This window comes from Streptomyces sp. AMJ-169 (assembly GCF_055597585.1).
Window position 1 is genome coordinate 1 of sequence record NZ_JBVLTJ010000011.1, and the last position, 14,842, is coordinate 14,842.

Genomic DNA, 14,842 nt, shown 5'->3' on the forward strand with positions numbered 1-14,842 from the left:
AGTCCAAACCGCATGACGTCAATCGCCAAAGCCGTCCTCGCACTGGAGCGACAACGCTGAAGAAGCTCAGTGAGTGCCATAACCTGTGGTGCCGATCCGGTCGTCGGAGGCGACGAGATCGGTGAACTCGGTATCGTCAAAGCAGTGATCGACTGTCTTTCTGCTGAAGGGTCGAGCGTTTCCCGGAGCTTGGATCTTCTTGTGTGGCTGGTCAAAATTAAAAGAGTCCCCCAGCAGAGTTTGAACTCCCGTCTTCCCTCTGAGGCCACAGAGTCTTGAGGTGTTCCTCTTCTGTGAGGGAAGCGCGGATGATCGCAACCATGGCAGTTGCGCTTCAACGAGCACCGCATCTGTGGGTGCTGGTGGAGCCTTTGCTCCCGCCGACGCGGGTGGGCCCGAAGGGCGGGCGTCGGGAGCAGCATCCGCGGCGGCGGATCGCGGACCGCGACGTGGAGTCGAGCGCGGGCCTGATCGACTCGCAGTCCATACGCACGGCCGTACGGTCCCAGCAGCCACCAGAAGATTCGATGCGGGTAAGAAGGTGAAGGGCCGCAAGAGGTTCATCGTCACCGACACCCTGGGGCTGATCCTGGCCGTCCACGTCGTCGCGGCGAGCATCCAGGACCGCGACGGCGCAAAGCGGCCCTTGCTGTGGACCAGGCTCGACCATCCCGGCGTCAGGAAGGTCTGGGCCGACCTGGTTCGCCGGCCGCCTGGTGGAGTGGACCGCACAGATCCTCGGCCGCGACCTGGAGATCGTCCGCAAGGGACCTTGGCCAGCGCGGCTTCCAGGTTCAGTCCAAGCGGTGGGCGGTAGAGCGTACGTTTTCGTGGCTCACTGCCCACCGGACCCTGGCCCGTGACTACGAGACTAGGCCAGCCCACGCCGAGACGATGATCCGATGGGCCATGATCGGCGTCATGGTCCGCTGGCTCACTCGGGGCCGTGCTGCGATGCGTCCCGGCCCACGACCGCTCGTGCGGCACTCCTCGTGGACAACCTGCCGGCCCCTCGCCGCGGTAGCTGCTGTCGGTGGGGCTACAGAGCCAAAAACCCGTCAACCTCACGTTTCAGCGCAGGCGGCACGTCGGTCAACTCCGCAACGATCAGGCGGACATCCCGCTCGAGTTCGGGGGACTCGCTCCAGACCTCAGCATTTCTGGTGAGCACGGCGGCCAGCAGATCGCCCTCGTACATGTCGCCTTCCGCCAGTGGGTCGATCCGGAGGACCTCCACCGCCAGAGGCAGGAGATAGGCAAGGCCCACGTCTTGCCTGATCAATAGCCGCATGTCCTCAACCGTCAGGCCACCGATCGGCTTGCGCCGAAGCTCGCGCACGGTCGCCATCAGCCGGGTTTCACCGCCCGACGGGACCGCCCAACGATCGTGCTGGAGCTCCTCAAGGGAGCGATCACGGTTCACAAGTCGAGTCACTGCCCGATCGTCCCATGTCAGATCTCAAACGCAGTTTGAGGAAAACACGCCCCGTCTCGGGCAAGAAGTGGACCGATTCGGGGGAGCGGCACGACAGGCGAGGGCTGAAGATGCCCGACCCCGACGCCGACCGTCCGGTGCCGATGCTGCCTCTGCTGGTGTCGATGCTCCGGGCCCACCTGAAGGAGTTCGGCGCGGCCAAGGATGGTCGGGTCTTTCACAACCAGCGTGGTGGGCCGGTCGGTTCGACGTCGTACTACCGGGTGTGGGTGGAGGCGAGGCATTACGCCTTTCCCGAGACCAAGGTCAAGGCGGGCCTCGCGATCGCCGAAGCAGGCCGCCGCGCGGGTGCCTCCCCGGAGGTCATCGACCGGCACTACGCGGGCCTCATCGACGGCAGCGAGGAAGAGGACGACGAGAAGATCGAGGAGAGCATGGGGGCGGGCGAAGAACAGCGCGGCGCAGCCTGAAAAGTGTGTCGGAGGTGTGCTGCGGACACTGAGAGACAACGAGAAAAGGCGGGAGTCAGTGAGACTGACTCCCGCCCTTTTCTACCGGCACACGCGCTGGTCAGACCATGAGTTGAGGTCATTGACCGGCGAGTGCCCCCGGCAGGATTCGAACCTGCGCACACGGCTCCGGAGGCCGTTGCTCTATCCCCTGAGCTACGGGGGCTTTCATCGCTCTGCGGCGTTGCTCGCGGCGACAGGTAGAACACTACCAGCTCACTCAGGTGGGTCCGGACCCGGTTTCCGGGCCGGGGCTCGCCCCTACGGGGCGGAAGTGGGGAAAAGCCGGACGCGGTGGCCGGGGCGGACCTACCCTCAAGGGGTGCCAGGCGCGTCGGGGCGGGTGCTTGTTGTGGACGACAACAAGGTCATCCGGCAGCTGATCAGGGTCAATCTCGAACTGGAGGGGTTCGAGGTGGTGACCGCGTGCGATGGTGCCGAGTGTCTGGAAGTCGTCCATGAGGTGCGGCCCGACGCGGTGACCCTCGATGTCGTCATGCCCCGCCTCGACGGCATCCGCACCGCCGCCCGCCTCCGCGCCGACCCCCGCACCCGCGCGGTCCCGCTGGCCGTCATCAGCGCGTGCACCCCGTACGAGATCGAGGCGGGGTACGGCGTCGGCGTCGACGCGTTCCTCCCCAAGCCGTTCGATCCGTCCGAGCTGATCGCGGTGGTCCGCAGACTCGTCACCCAGAGCCGCCGGCCCCCGGTCCCCGGCTTCCCTCCCCAGGACATCCGGGAGACCCCCGAGAGAGGGGAGGGGGAGAAGGCGGGCACCTGACAAGAGGACGGCGACAGGAAGGGGAACCCTTTCCCCTTCAGATCCCCCACCCCCGTCCACATACCGGAACCTCACCCCCACCGGCTCGCATATCCACCCCCCTCCTCCCATACGCTTGTCCCCGTGACCCCCGCAGACCTCTCCGACACCGTCCTGCGTGCCGTACGGCACGCCGTCGACGCCGGTGAGCTGCGGGTCGAGGTGCCGGCGCGGGCCGTGGTGACACCCCCAGGACCCGGCGGCAACGGCGACTACGCGACCAGCATCGCCCTCCAGCTGGCCAAGCCCGCCGGCCGCCCGCCCCTGGAGATCGCCGCACTCCTGCGCGACCGCCTCACCGCCGCCCCCGGCATCTCCGAGGTGACGATCACCGGCCCGGGCTTCCTGAACATCACCCTCGACGACACTGCCGGCACCGCCCTGATCCACCGCATCCTGGCCGAGGGCGAGCGCTACGGCCACAGCGACGCGCTCGCCGGGCAGGTCACCGTGGTGCGGATCCCGTACGAGGTGAGGGCGCGCGCCATCGCCGAGGTGATGGTGAGGATCGTCGAGGCGCAGGGCGGCCGGGCCGAGATCGCGTACGGCGAACCCGCCGACGTACGCCCCGTCCCGTCCCCGCAGGACCCCACCCCGCTGGGCCCGGACGCCGCCCGCTGGGCCCTCCTCCACCCGGCCCCGCACGACCGCCCCCGCATCACCGGCGACCACCTCGCCCAACGCGAGACCAACCCCCTCTTCCGCATCCGCTACACCCACGCCCGCATCCAGGCGACGAAGCGAGCGGCGAGGGAACTGGGGGTGACCCAGCAGACGACTCCGCCCTCGACGCCGGGTGACCTGCCGACGACTCCGCCCTCGACCCCGAGCGACCTGCCGACGACCCCGCGCTCGACCTCGGACAACCTGCAACCGGCGGCCCCGCACTCGAACCCGAGCGACCCGCTGCCGACGGCCCCGCCCTCGCCCCCGGGTGACCTGCAACCGGCGCCCTCGCCCTCGCCCCCAGGCGACCCGCTTCCGACGACCCCGCCCCCGAACCCCGGCCCCCCGCTGCCCCCGAACCGGCCCCGCACCGGGACGCCCCGCCGGGACAGCACGGCGACCCCCGAAACCCCTTCGGCCACCGACACTCCGGCCCCCGCGAACCCCCCGCACACCGAGAACCCCGACACCCCCCCAACCCCCCACATCCCCACCCCCCTCCTCCCCCTCCTCACCGACTACCCCCGCCTCCTGACCCCCACCCCCTCCACCCCCTCCCGCCTCACCCGTCACCTCCTGGCCCTGGCCGACGCCACCCTCCCCCTGCTCCCCGACGTCCTCCCCCTCGGCGAGGAGAAACCCTCGGCCGCCCACCGCTCCCGGCTCGCGGTCGCCGACGCCGCCGGGACGGTGCTGGCCGGCGGCCTGACCCTGCTCGGCATAGACGCACCCGACCACCTCTGAGCACCCGAGACCCAAGCCCCGTACGAGACCCGAGCTCCGACCCGAGACCCAAGCCCGGACCGAGGCCCCAAGCCCCGCCGCCCGGAACCCGGCCCCGGCCCAAGCCCCTTCACCAGGGCCCAAGCCGCCCCCAGAGCCCAAGCCCCGTACTCCACAGCCGAAGCCCCGCCCCCGAAAGCCCAAGCCCCAGAGACCCAAGCCCCGCCCCCGAAAGCCCAAGCCCCAGCGGCCCAGGCCCCTTCAGCGGAGCCCAAGTCCCCAGTGGCCCAAGCTTCTTCAGCGGAGCCAAAGCCCCCGTGGCCCAAGTCCCGCCCCGCTCGGACACGTTCACCAGAAAGCCAGAAGCATGAGCCGTTCCGCACACCCCGCAGGCCCCCGGCACGCGGATGTCCTCCCCGAGGGGCACTACGCCGCCCCCCCGGCCGACCTCAACGCCCTCGACCCGAAGGTGTGGGCCCGGACGGTGGGCCGCGGTGAGGACGGGGCCGTCAGGGTCGGCGGCGTCGACGTCGCGGCGCTCGCCGAGGAGTTCGGCACCCCGGTGTACGTGCTCGACGAGGACGACTTCCGCGCCCGGGCGCAGGCGTGGCGCGCCGCCTTCGGCCCGGACGCCGACGTCTTCTACGCCGGCAAGGCCTTCCTCTCCCGCGCCGTCGTGCGCTGGCTGCACGAGGAAGGGCTCAACCTCGACGTCTGCTCCGGCGGCGAACTCGCCACCGCCCTCTCCGCCGGCATGCCCCCCGAGCGCATCGCGCTGCACGGCAACAACAAGTCCGTCCAGGAGATCCGGCGGGCGGTGGAGGCCGGCGTCGGGCGGATCGTCCTCGACTCCTTCCAGGAGATCGTCCGTGTCGCGCACATCGCCCGCGAGCTCGGCAGGCGCCAGCGGGTGCAGATCCGGGTGACGGTCGGCGTCGAGGCGCACACCCACGAGTTCATCGCCACCGCCCACGAGGACCAGAAGTTCGGCATCCCGCTGGCCGGCGGCCAGGCCGCCGAGGCGGTCCGCCGCGCGCTCCAGCTCGACAGCCTCGAACTCATCGGCATCCACAGCCACATCGGCTCGCAGATCTTCGACATGTCCGGCTTCGAGGTCGCCGCCCAGCGGGTGGTCGGCCTGCTGAAGGAGGTCCGCGACGAGCACGGCGTCGAACTGCCCGAGATCGACCTCGGCGGCGGCCTCGGCATCGCCTACACCAGCGCCGACGACCCCCGCGAGCCCCACGAGATCGCCAAGGCCCTCAACGAGATCGTCACCCGCGCCTGCGACGCCGCCCGCCTGCGCACCCCCCGCATCTCGGTCGAGCCGGGCCGCGCGATCGTCGGCCCCACCGCCTTCACCCTGTACGAGGTCGGCACGCTGAAGCCGCTGGAGGGGCTGCGCACCTACGTCTCCGTCGACGGCGGCATGTCGGACAACATCCGTACCGCGCTGTACGACGCGGAGTACAGCGTCGCCCTCGTCTCGCGGACCTCGGACGCCGCGCCCATGCTCTCCCGCGTCGTCGGCAAGCACTGCGAGAGCGGTGACATCGTCGTGAAGGACGCGTTCCTGCCCGCCGACCTGGCACCGGGTGACCTGCTCGCGGTGCCGGCGACGGGCGCGTACTGCCGGTCGATGGCGAGCAACTACAACCACGTGCCCCGGCCGCCGGTCGTCGCGGTCAAGGACGGGCAGGCGCGGCTGATCGTGCGGCGGGAGACGGAAGAGGATCTTCTGCGGCTGGACGTCGGGTAGACCCCGGGTCGCAACGGCGGGAGAATCTCCTGTCCGCACGTCCGGAGAAAATGAAATAGACGTCTCACGATCCGGACCCGGGGCAGAAACTGCGGTCCGGTGAGTGAGACTGGTCCCATTGTGACGGTATGAGGAAACGAGGTCGCATGATGCGTACGCGTCCGCTGAAGGTGGCGCTGCTGGGCTGTGGAGTGGTCGGCTCAGAGGTGGCGCGCATCATGACGACGCACGCCGAAGACCTCGCGCAACGGATCGGGGCCCCCGTCGAGCTGGCCGGGGTCGCCGTCCGCCGGCCGAGCAGGGTCCGCGCCGGCATCGACCCGGCCCTCGTCACCACCGACGCCACCGCCCTGGTCAAGCGCGGTGACATCGACGTCGTCATCGAGGTCATCGGCGGCATCGAGCCGGCCCGCACCCTCATCACCGCCGCGTTCGAGCACGGCGCCTCGGTCGTCTCCGCGAACAAGGCGCTGCTCGCCCAGGACGGCGCCGCGCTGCACGCCGCCGCCCAGGAGCACGGCAAGGACCTCTATTACGAGGCCGCCGTCGCCGGCGCGATCCCGCTGATCCGGCCGCTGCGCGAGTCGCTGGCCGGCGACAAGGTCAACCGGGTGCTCGGGATCGTCAACGGCACGACCAACTTCATCCTCGACAAGATGGACTCCACGGGCGCCGGCTACCAGGAGGCCCTCGACGAGGCGACCGCCCTCGGATACGCCGAAGCCGATCCGACCGCCGACGTCGAGGGCTTCGACGCCGCCGCCAAGGCCGCCATCCTCGCCGGGATCGCCTTCCACACCCGCGTCCGCCTCGACGACGTCCACCGCGAGGGCATGACCGAGGTGACCGCCGCCGACTTCGCCTCCGCGAAGAACATGGGCTGCACCATCAAGCTCCTCGCCATCTGCGAGCGCTCCGCCGACGGCGGCTCGGTCACCGCGCGCGTCCACCCCGCGATGATCCCGCTGTCCCACCCGCTGGCCTCCGTGCGCGGCGCCTACAACGCCGTCTTCGTCGAGTCCGACGCGGCCGGACAGCTCATGTTCTACGGCCCCGGCGCGGGCGGCGCGCCCACCGCCTCGGCCGTGCTCGGCGACCTCGTCGCCGTCTGCCGCAACCGGATCAGCGGGGCGACGGGGCCCGGCGAGTCGGCGTACGCGGCCCTGCCGGTGTCGCCCATGGGCGATGTCGTCACGCGGTATCACATCAGCCTCGACGTGGCGGACAAACCGGGTGTTCTCGCCCAGGTCGCCACCGTGTTCGCCGAACACGGGGTTTCTATCGATACCGTTCGCCAGCAGGGCAAGGACGGCGAGGCTTCTCTGGTCGTCGTCACCCACCGAGCCTCCGACGCCGCCCTGTCCGGGACCGTCGAGGCGCTGCGCAAGCTCGACACTGTCCGCGGTGTCGCCAGCATCATGCGGGTTGAAGGAGAGTAACCAGCAATGACCCACCAGTGGCGCGGAATCATCGAGGAGTACCGGGACCGGCTGCCGGTGTCGGACACGACGCCCGTCGTGACGCTCCGCGAGGGCGGTACCCCCCTCGTCCCCGCGCAGGTGCTCTCCGAGCGCACCGGCTGCGAGGTCCACCTCAAGGTGGAGGGCGCCAACCCGACCGGGTCCTTCAAGGACCGCGGCATGACCATGGCCATCACCCGGGCCAAGGAGGAGGGCGCGCAGGCCGTCATCTGCGCCTCCACCGGCAACACCTCCGCGTCCGCCGCCGCCTACGCCGTGCGCGCGGGGATGGTCTGCGCCGTCCTTGTCCCGCGCGGCAAGATCGCGCTCGGCAAGATGGGGCAGGCCCTCGTCCACGGCGCGAAGATCCTCCAGGTCGACGGGAACTTCGACGACTGCCTCACCCTCGCCCGCGGCCTCAGCGACAACTACCCTGTCGCGCTGGTCAATTCGGTCAACCCGGTGCGCATCGAGGGCCAGAAGACGGCCGCCTTCGAGATCGTCGACATGCTCGGCGACGCCCCCGACATCCACGTCCTGCCCGTCGGCAACGCCGGCAACATCACGGCCTACTGGAAGGGCTACCAGGAGTACGCCGCCGACAAGACCGCCACGCGCACGCCCCGCATGTGGGGGTTCCAGGCGTCCGGCTCCGCGCCCCTCGTGCGCGGTGAGGTCGTCAAGGACCCCTCGACGATCGCGACGGCCATCCGCATCGGCAACCCGGCCTCCTGGAACTACGCCATCGCCGCGCGCGACGAGTCCGGCGGCTTCATCGACGAGGTCACCGACCGCGAAATCCTGCGCGCCTACCGGCTGTTGGCCGCGCAGGAGGGCGTCTTCGTCGAGCCCGCCTCCGCCGCCTCCGTCGCCGGTCTGCTGAAGGCCGCCGAGCAGGGCAAGGTCGACCCCGGCCAGACCATCGTCTGCACGGTCACCGGCAACGGCCTGAAGGACCCCGACTGGGCCGTCGCCGGCGCCCCCCAGCCGGTCACCGTCCCCGTCGACGCGGCCATCGCCGCCGAACGGCTCGGGCTGCTCTAGGGAATTCCCCGGCAGGGGTGCACAGGGGGCTTGCGACACGCATCGTGCGCCTCCTGTGCGCCCTATGTCGCCACAGAACCTTCCTTCGATAAGCTGTGCCGAACCCGCCTGCCGCATATGCCCGTGCACAGGCAGGGCGGCGCGCCTTTTCGGCCGCGTCCCGAGGGTCCTTTCCGGTACCTCTTCATCACGTCATCGAATGTCATTCGACAGTTCCGCAGCTCAAGGAGTTCATCGAGCGATGGCCGGTCCAGCCTTCCGCGCCGCCGCCGTCCGGGTGCGCACCCCCGCCACCAGCGCCAATCTGGGCCCGGGCTTCGACGCCTTCGGCCTCGCGCTGGGGCTCTACGACGACGTCGTCGTCAGGGTCGCCGACTCCGGTCTGCACATCGACATCGCGGGGGAGGGCAGCGAGACCCTCCCGCGCGACGAGCGCCACCTCCTCGTGCGCTCCCTGCGCACCGCCTTCGACGTCCTCGGCGGCCAGCCCCGCGGCCTGGAGATCGTCTGCGCCAACCGCATCCCGCACGGCCGGGGCCTCGGCTCCTCCTCCGCCGCGATCTGCGCGGGCATCGTCGCCGCCCGCGCCGTGACCATAGGCGGCGAGTCCCGGCTCGACACCGCCGCACTGCTGGAGCTCGCGACCGAGATCGAGGGCCACCCCGACAACGTCGCGGCCTGCCTGCTCGGCGGGTTCACCCTCTCCTGGATGGAGTCCGGCGCCGCCCGCGCCATCAGGATGGACCCCGCCGATTCCATCGTTCCGGTGGTTTTCGTCCCCGGGAAACCCGTCCTCACCGAGACCGCGCGCGGACTGCTCCCGCGCACCGTCCCGCACGTCGACGCCGCCGCCAACGCAGGGAGGGCCGCCCTGCTCGTCGAGGCCCTCACCCGCCGCCCCGACCTGCTGCTGCCGGCCACCGAGGACCGGCTGCACCAGGAGTACCGCGCCCCCGCGATGCCGGAGAGCGCCGCCCTCGTGGAACGGCTGCGCGCCGACGGCATCCCCGCCGTGATCTCCGGCGCCGGACCCACCGTGATGGCGCTGGCCGACGCGGACACGGCCGACAAGGTCGAGGCACTGGCCGGCCCGCACTGGGCCGCCAACCGGCTCGGCCTGGACCAGCGAGGGGCGAGCGTGCTGCCCCTGGCACCCTCCGGCGACCTGTAGACCCTCCGGCGATCCGTGAACGGGAATCGGCGCCGGATTTCGAGAGGGGGAATGTTTGTTGGACCCGGTAGTGTTAATCTCAAGTCTGCACCCGACCCCACCATGGCGAGGTGCTTCGTGTCCCCGTCCGGGACAGACTTTCTTCCGGGAGCTCCCCGAGCCCACTCGCGTCTCGTACGTCGTACCTGGGCAGTACGCCGCACATCGACGCCGAGTGGTCACCAGTCGGGGGTACCCCCTCTGGGGGAGCTGCGGAATCGGTGCGACCACGCCTCGTGACACCGACACCGGGTGCCACGGTCGGTCGGGGTAGCGCCATCTCCAGAAAACTCTTCCGCCGTTTTGGCGGACCACCGCCCCGGCTCCGTCCCCACCAAAAGGACCGGAACCGGACAGCACAACCGGTCGCCGAGCCAGACAGGCCGACGCCCGCTCCAGGGAAGGACCCTTCGTGAGCGACACCACCGATCTGATGGGCGCGCGTGTCGAGGAGACCGCTGCCGCGCCCGCCACGGACGCTGCCGCGCCTGCCGGTGCCGGCTCCCGGCGGCGCCGCGGCAGCGGCCTCGAGGGCATGGTGCTGGCCGAGCTTCAGCAGGTCGCCTCCGGCCTCGGCATCAAGGGCACTGCGCGGATGCGCAAGAGCCAGCTGATCGAGGTCATCAAGGAGGCCCAGGGGGGCGCCGCTCCCCAGGCCACCGCCGCTGCCCCCGCCGGCGACGCCGCCGAGACCAAGCCCAAGCGCCGTGCCGCCCGCACCCGCACCGCCGAAGAGGCGCCCGCCGCGGCCGCCGCCCCGGTGAAGAAGGCAGAGGAGGCCGCGCCCGCCGCCGAGCAGGCCGTGGCCCAGCAGCAGATCGAGATCCCCGGCCAGCCCGCCGGTGACGCCCCCGCCGAGCGCCGGGGCCGCCGCCGCGCCACCGCCGAGGCCGGCGCCCCCGCCGCGACCGCCGCCGAGCCGGCCGTCGCCGAGGTGCGCGGCGAGCCCGCCAAGGCCGACGCGGCGCAGGCCGACGACGCCGACGGCCGCCGCCAGGGCCGCCGTGAGCGCGGCCGTGACCGCCGCGGCAAGGCCGAGGACCAGCAGGGCCAGGGCGGTCGCCAGGACCGTCAGGAGCGCCAGGAGCGCCAGCCCCGGCAGGACCGTCAGGAGCAGCAGGGCGGCCGTCAGGAGCGCCAGCAGCAGAGCGGCCCGCGCGACAACGGTCCGCGCCTGGACGAGGACGACGACTTCGACGGCGGCCGGCGCGGCCGGCGCGGGCGCTACCGGGACCGCCGGGGCCGGCGCGGCCGGGACGAGATCGGCACCAGCGAGCCGCAGATCGCCGACGACGACGTCCTGATCCCCGTCGCGGGCATCCTCGACATCCTCGACAACTACGCGTTCATCCGGACCTCCGGCTACCTGCCGGGCCCCAACGACGTGTACGTCTCCCTCGCCCAGGTCCGCAAGAACGGCCTGCGCAAGGGCGACCACGTCACCGGCGCGGTCCGCCAGCCCAAGGACGGCGAGCGGCGCGAGAAGTTCAACGCGCTCGTCCGTCTCGACTCCGTCAACGGCATGGCGCCCGAACACGGCCGCGGCCGCCCGGAGTTCAACAAGCTGACGCCGCTGTACCCGCAGGACCGGCTGCGCCTGGAGACCGACCCGGGCGTCCTGACGACCCGGATCATCGACCTGGTCTCGCCGATCGGCAAGGGCCAGCGCGGTCTGATCGTGGCCCCGCCGAAGACCGGCAAGACCATGATCATGCAGGCGATCGCCAACGCGATCACGCACAACAACCCCGAGTGCCACCTGATGGTCGTCCTGGTCGACGAGCGTCCGGAAGAGGTCACCGACATGCAGCGGTCGGTGAAGGGCGAGGTCATCTCCTCGACCTTCGACCGCCCGGCCGAGGACCACACCACGGTCGCCGAGCTGGCCATCGAGCGCGCCAAGCGGCTGGTCGAGCTGGGCCACGACGTCGTCGTGCTGCTCGACTCGATCACGCGTCTGGGCCGTGCCTACAACCTGGCCGCCCCGGCGTCCGGGCGCATCCTGTCCGGTGGTGTCGACTCGACGGCCCTCTACCCGCCGAAGCGGTTCTTCGGTGCCGCGCGCAACATCGAGGACGGCGGTTCGCTGACCATCCTCGCCACCGCGCTCGTCGACACCGGCTCCCGCATGGACGAGGTGATCTTCGAGGAGTTCAAGGGCACCGGCAACATGGAGCTCAAGCTCGACCGCAAGCTCGCCGACAAGCGGATCTTCCCGGCTGTCGACGTCGACGCGTCCGGTACCCGCAAGGAGGAGATCCTGCTCGGTGCCGAGGAGCTGGGCATCGTCTGGAAGCTGCGCCGGGTGCTGCACGCGCTCGACTCGCAGCAGGCGATCGAGCTGCTGCTGGACAAGATGAAGCAGACGAAGTCGAACGCCGAGTTCCTGCTCCAGATCCAGAAGACGACGCCGACGCCGGGCAACGGCGACTGATCGTCCCTCGGTTCCGCGGAAGCGGATCTCAAGGAAGCGGCCGTCCCCTCTTCGCGAGGGGGTGGCCGCTTTCTTTGATTTTCCTTACGTTTTTGATCGGGTGTGGCGACTTATGTAACCCTGGCTTCTATGTCCATACCGAACCACCGCAAACCGAAGCGCCGGGGGCTGCTGATCGCGGCCTGGGTCGCCGCCGGCGTCGTCGTTCTCGGCGGGACCGGTGCGGGGTACCTGTACGTCAAGCTCAACGGCAACATCAAGAGCGTCGACATCGACCAGGCCCTCGGCAGCGCGCGGCCCGCGAAGGCCGACAACGGCTCGGAGAACATCCTGGTGCTCGGCTCGGACTCGCGCTCGGGGGCCAACAAGAGCCTCGGCGGCGGCAGCGACGACGGCAGCGCCCGCTCGGACACGGCGATGATCGTCCATGTCTACCAGGGCCACAAGAAGGCCACCGTCGTCTCGATCCCCCGCGACACCCTCGTCGAGCGGCCCGCCTGCACCGACGCCAAGGGCGTCACCCATGACGCGGCCTCCGGCGTGATGTTCAACTCCGCGTACTCCACCGGCGGCGCCACCTGCGCGGTCAAGACCGTCGAGGCGCTGACGGACCTGCGGATGGACCACTACCTGGAGGTCGACTTCTCCGGCTTCCAGAAGCTCATCGACGAGCTGGGCGGGGTCCAGGTCACCACCACCAAGGCCATCAAGGACTCCGACAGCCACCTCGACCTCGCGGCCGGCACCCACACCCTCGACGGCCAGCAGGCCCTCGGCCTCGTCCGCACCCGGCACGGCGTCGGCGACGGCTCCGACCTCGGCCGCATCCAGCTCCAGCAGGCCTTCATCAAGGCCCTGGCCGGCCAGGTCAGGTCGATCGGCCTGTTCACCAGCCCCACCAAGCTCTACGGCCTCGCCGACACCGCCACCAAGGCCGTCACCACCGACTCCGGGCTCGGCTCGGTCAACTCGCTGATGTCCTTCGCCGACGGCCTCAAGAGCATCAGCCCGGCGGGCATGACGATGGTCACGATGCCCGTCCAGTACGACCCGGCCAACCCCAACCGCGTCATCGTCTCCGAGACCAAGGCCGCACAGGTCTGGACGGCGCTCAGGAACGACCAGGCCGTGCCGAAGACGGCCACCGAGGGGAACGCCACGGGAGAGGCCGGCGGAGTCGTCAGCGCCGCCTAGGCGCTCCCGGCGGGCCCGGGGAATAGAACCCCTCACCCCCCGGTTTGGGCGTATGACCCCAGTCCTGGCAGACTGGGACGTCGGCTCCGGTTCACGCCCCGCATCCGCGGCAGCGACCCGGCGCCCTCCCGTGAAACTAGGAGACACCTTGAAGCGCGACATCCACCCCGAGTACGTCGAGACGCAGGTCAGCTGCACCTGTGGCGCCTCGTTCACCACCCGTAGCACCATCGAGTCCGGCGCCATCCGCGCCGATGTGTGCTCCGAGTGCCACCCGTTCTACACGGGCAAGCAGAAGATCCTCGACACCGGTGGCCGCGTGGCCCGCTTCGAGGCCCGCTTCGGCAAGGCTGCCGCCGGCTCCAAGAAGTAGCGAGCCCCTTACCGCCGGTCCACGGCCGTGTCCCCGCCCAGGGACAGGCCGGGACCGGCGTTTTTGGTCGCCGCCCACTTCACCCACGTACACAGGAGCACCGAGATGTTCGAGGCCGTCGAAGAACTGGTCACGGAACACGCCGACCTGGAGAAGAAGCTCGCCGACCCGTCGGTCTTCGCCGACCAGGCCAATGCGCGCAGGCTGAACAAGCGCTACGCCGAGCTGACCCCCATCGTCGCGACGTTCCGGTCCTGGAAGCAGACCGGCGAGGACATCGAGACCGCGCGTGAACTCGCCGCCGAGGAGCCGGAGTTCGCCGCCGAGGTCAAGGTGCTCGACAAACAGCGCGACGAACTCACCGAGAAGCTGCGGCTGCTGCTCGTGCCCCGGGACCCGTCCGACGACAAGGACGTCATCCTGGAGATCAAGGCCGGCGCCGGCGGCGACGAGTCGGCCCTGTTCGCCGGGGACCTGCTGCGCATGTATCTGCGCTACGCCGAGCGCGTCGGCTGGAAGACCGAGATCATCGACTCCACCGAGTCCGAACTCGGCGGCTACAAGGACGTCCAGGTCGCCGTCAAGACCAAGGGCGGACAGGGCGCCACCGAGCCCGGGCAGGGCGTCTGGGCGCGGCTGAAGTACGAGGGCGGGGTGCACCGCGTGCAGCGGGTGCCGGCCACCGAGTCGCAGGGCCGTATCCACACCTCCGCCGCCGGTGTGCTGGTCACGCCCGAGGCGGAGGAGGTCGAGGTCGAGGTCAACCCCAATGATCTGCGCATCGACGTCTACCGCTCCTCCGGGCCCGGCGGGCAGTCCGTCAACACCACCGACTCCGCGGTGCGCATCACGCACCTGCCCACCGGAGTCGTCGCCTCCTGCCAGAACGAGAAGAGCCAGTTGCAGAACAAGGAGCAGGCGATGCGTATCCTGCGCTCCAGGCTGCTCGCCGCGGCGCAGGAGGAGGCGGAGCGGGAGGCCGCCGACGCCCGGCGCAGCCAGGTCCGCACCGTCGACCGCTCCGAGAAGATCCGTACGTACAACTTCCCGGAGAACCGCATCTCGGACCACCGCGTCGGTTTCAAGGCGTACAACCTGGACCAGGTCCTGGACGGCGAGCTGGACGCGGTGATCCAGGCGTGCGTCGACGCGGACTCGGCGGCGAAGCTCGCCGCCGCGTAAGCCAGCAAGCGACACGAGGGACGACGGAGGACG

The 14,842-nt window shown here is 70.5% G+C and carries 12 protein-coding genes, 1 tRNA gene and 1 pseudogene; 12 read left to right on the forward strand and 2 right to left on the reverse strand.

Annotation, left to right across the window (positions count from 1 at the left end; all coding sequences use genetic code 11):
• Window positions 1–353: 353 nt before the first annotated feature.
• Window positions 354–942, forward strand: a pseudogene (locus ACYUD3_RS25655) (transposase); the annotation flags it as partial.
• A gap of 97 nt (window positions 943–1,039) precedes the next feature.
• Here the strand turns inward: ACYUD3_RS25655 and ACYUD3_RS25660 are convergent.
• Window positions 1,040–1,435 (reverse strand): contact-dependent growth inhibition system immunity protein, encoded by a 396-nt coding sequence (locus tag ACYUD3_RS25660; protein ID WP_470974236.1) that lies wholly within the window; start codon window positions 1,433–1,435, stop codon window positions 1,040–1,042.
• 14 nt (window positions 1,436–1,449) lie between these two features.
• Between ACYUD3_RS25660 and ACYUD3_RS25665 the strand changes: the two genes are divergently transcribed.
• Window positions 1,450–1,905 (forward strand): hypothetical protein, encoded by a 456-nt coding sequence (locus ACYUD3_RS25665; RefSeq protein WP_470974239.1) that lies wholly within the window; start codon window positions 1,450–1,452, stop codon window positions 1,903–1,905.
• A gap of 133 nt (window positions 1,906–2,038) precedes the next feature.
• Here ACYUD3_RS25665 and ACYUD3_RS25670 read toward each other — a convergent pair.
• A tRNA-Arg gene (locus tag ACYUD3_RS25670) sits at window positions 2,039–2,110 on the reverse strand.
• Window positions 2,111–2,218: 108 nt separating this feature from the next.
• Between ACYUD3_RS25670 and ACYUD3_RS25675 the strand changes: the two genes are divergently transcribed.
• From ACYUD3_RS25675 to prfA, 10 genes are all read left to right on the forward strand, one after another.
• On the forward strand, window positions 2,219–2,725 hold the full coding sequence (locus tag ACYUD3_RS25675) for a response regulator (RefSeq protein WP_470974241.1): 507 nt from the start codon (window positions 2,219–2,221) through the stop codon (window positions 2,723–2,725).
• A 123-nt stretch (window positions 2,726–2,848) separates the two neighbouring features.
• The gene (gene nrtL / locus ACYUD3_RS25680) at window positions 2,849–4,174 is read left to right on the forward strand and encodes an ArgS-related anticodon-binding protein NrtL (protein WP_470974243.1); all 1,326 of its coding nucleotides are present in this window, start codon (window positions 2,849–2,851) and stop codon (window positions 4,172–4,174) included.
• Between the two features lie 346 nt (window positions 4,175–4,520).
• Window positions 4,521–5,912 carry a diaminopimelate decarboxylase gene (gene lysA, locus ACYUD3_RS25685; RefSeq protein ID WP_470974246.1) on the forward strand — a complete coding sequence of 464 codons (1,392 nt, stop codon included), beginning with the start codon at window positions 4,521–4,523 and terminating at the stop codon, window positions 5,910–5,912.
• 146 nt (window positions 5,913–6,058) lie between these two features.
• Window positions 6,059–7,351 carry a homoserine dehydrogenase gene (locus ACYUD3_RS25690; protein WP_470974249.1) on the forward strand — a complete coding sequence of 431 codons (1,293 nt, stop codon included), beginning with the start codon at window positions 6,059–6,061 and terminating at the stop codon, window positions 7,349–7,351.
• Window positions 7,352–7,357: 6 nt separating this feature from the next.
• Window positions 7,358–8,416, forward strand: a complete 1,059-nt coding sequence (gene thrC / locus ACYUD3_RS25695; RefSeq protein ID WP_470974251.1) for a threonine synthase — start codon at window positions 7,358–7,360, stop codon at window positions 8,414–8,416.
• Between the two features lie 241 nt (window positions 8,417–8,657).
• Entirely contained in the window at window positions 8,658–9,587 is a 930-nt protein-coding gene (thrB, locus tag ACYUD3_RS25700) for a homoserine kinase (RefSeq protein ID WP_470974253.1), read from the forward strand.
• Window positions 9,588–10,038: 451 nt separating this feature from the next.
• On the forward strand, window positions 10,039–12,060 hold the full coding sequence (gene rho, locus ACYUD3_RS25705; RefSeq protein WP_470974256.1) for a transcription termination factor Rho: 2,022 nt from the start codon (window positions 10,039–10,041) through the stop codon (window positions 12,058–12,060).
• A gap of 129 nt (window positions 12,061–12,189) precedes the next feature.
• Window positions 12,190–13,254, forward strand: coding sequence for an LCP family protein (locus tag ACYUD3_RS25710; RefSeq protein ID WP_470974258.1), 1,065 nt, complete (start codon window positions 12,190–12,192; stop codon window positions 13,252–13,254).
• 148 nt (window positions 13,255–13,402) lie between these two features.
• Complete coding sequence (gene rpmE, locus ACYUD3_RS25715; protein ID WP_079659527.1) at window positions 13,403–13,627, forward strand: 50S ribosomal protein L31; 225 nt, start codon at window positions 13,403–13,405, stop codon at window positions 13,625–13,627.
• A 105-nt stretch (window positions 13,628–13,732) separates the two neighbouring features.
• Window positions 13,733–14,809, forward strand: coding sequence for a peptide chain release factor 1 (prfA, locus tag ACYUD3_RS25720; protein WP_470974261.1), 1,077 nt, complete (start codon window positions 13,733–13,735; stop codon window positions 14,807–14,809).
• Window positions 14,810–14,842 lie beyond the last annotated feature (33 nt).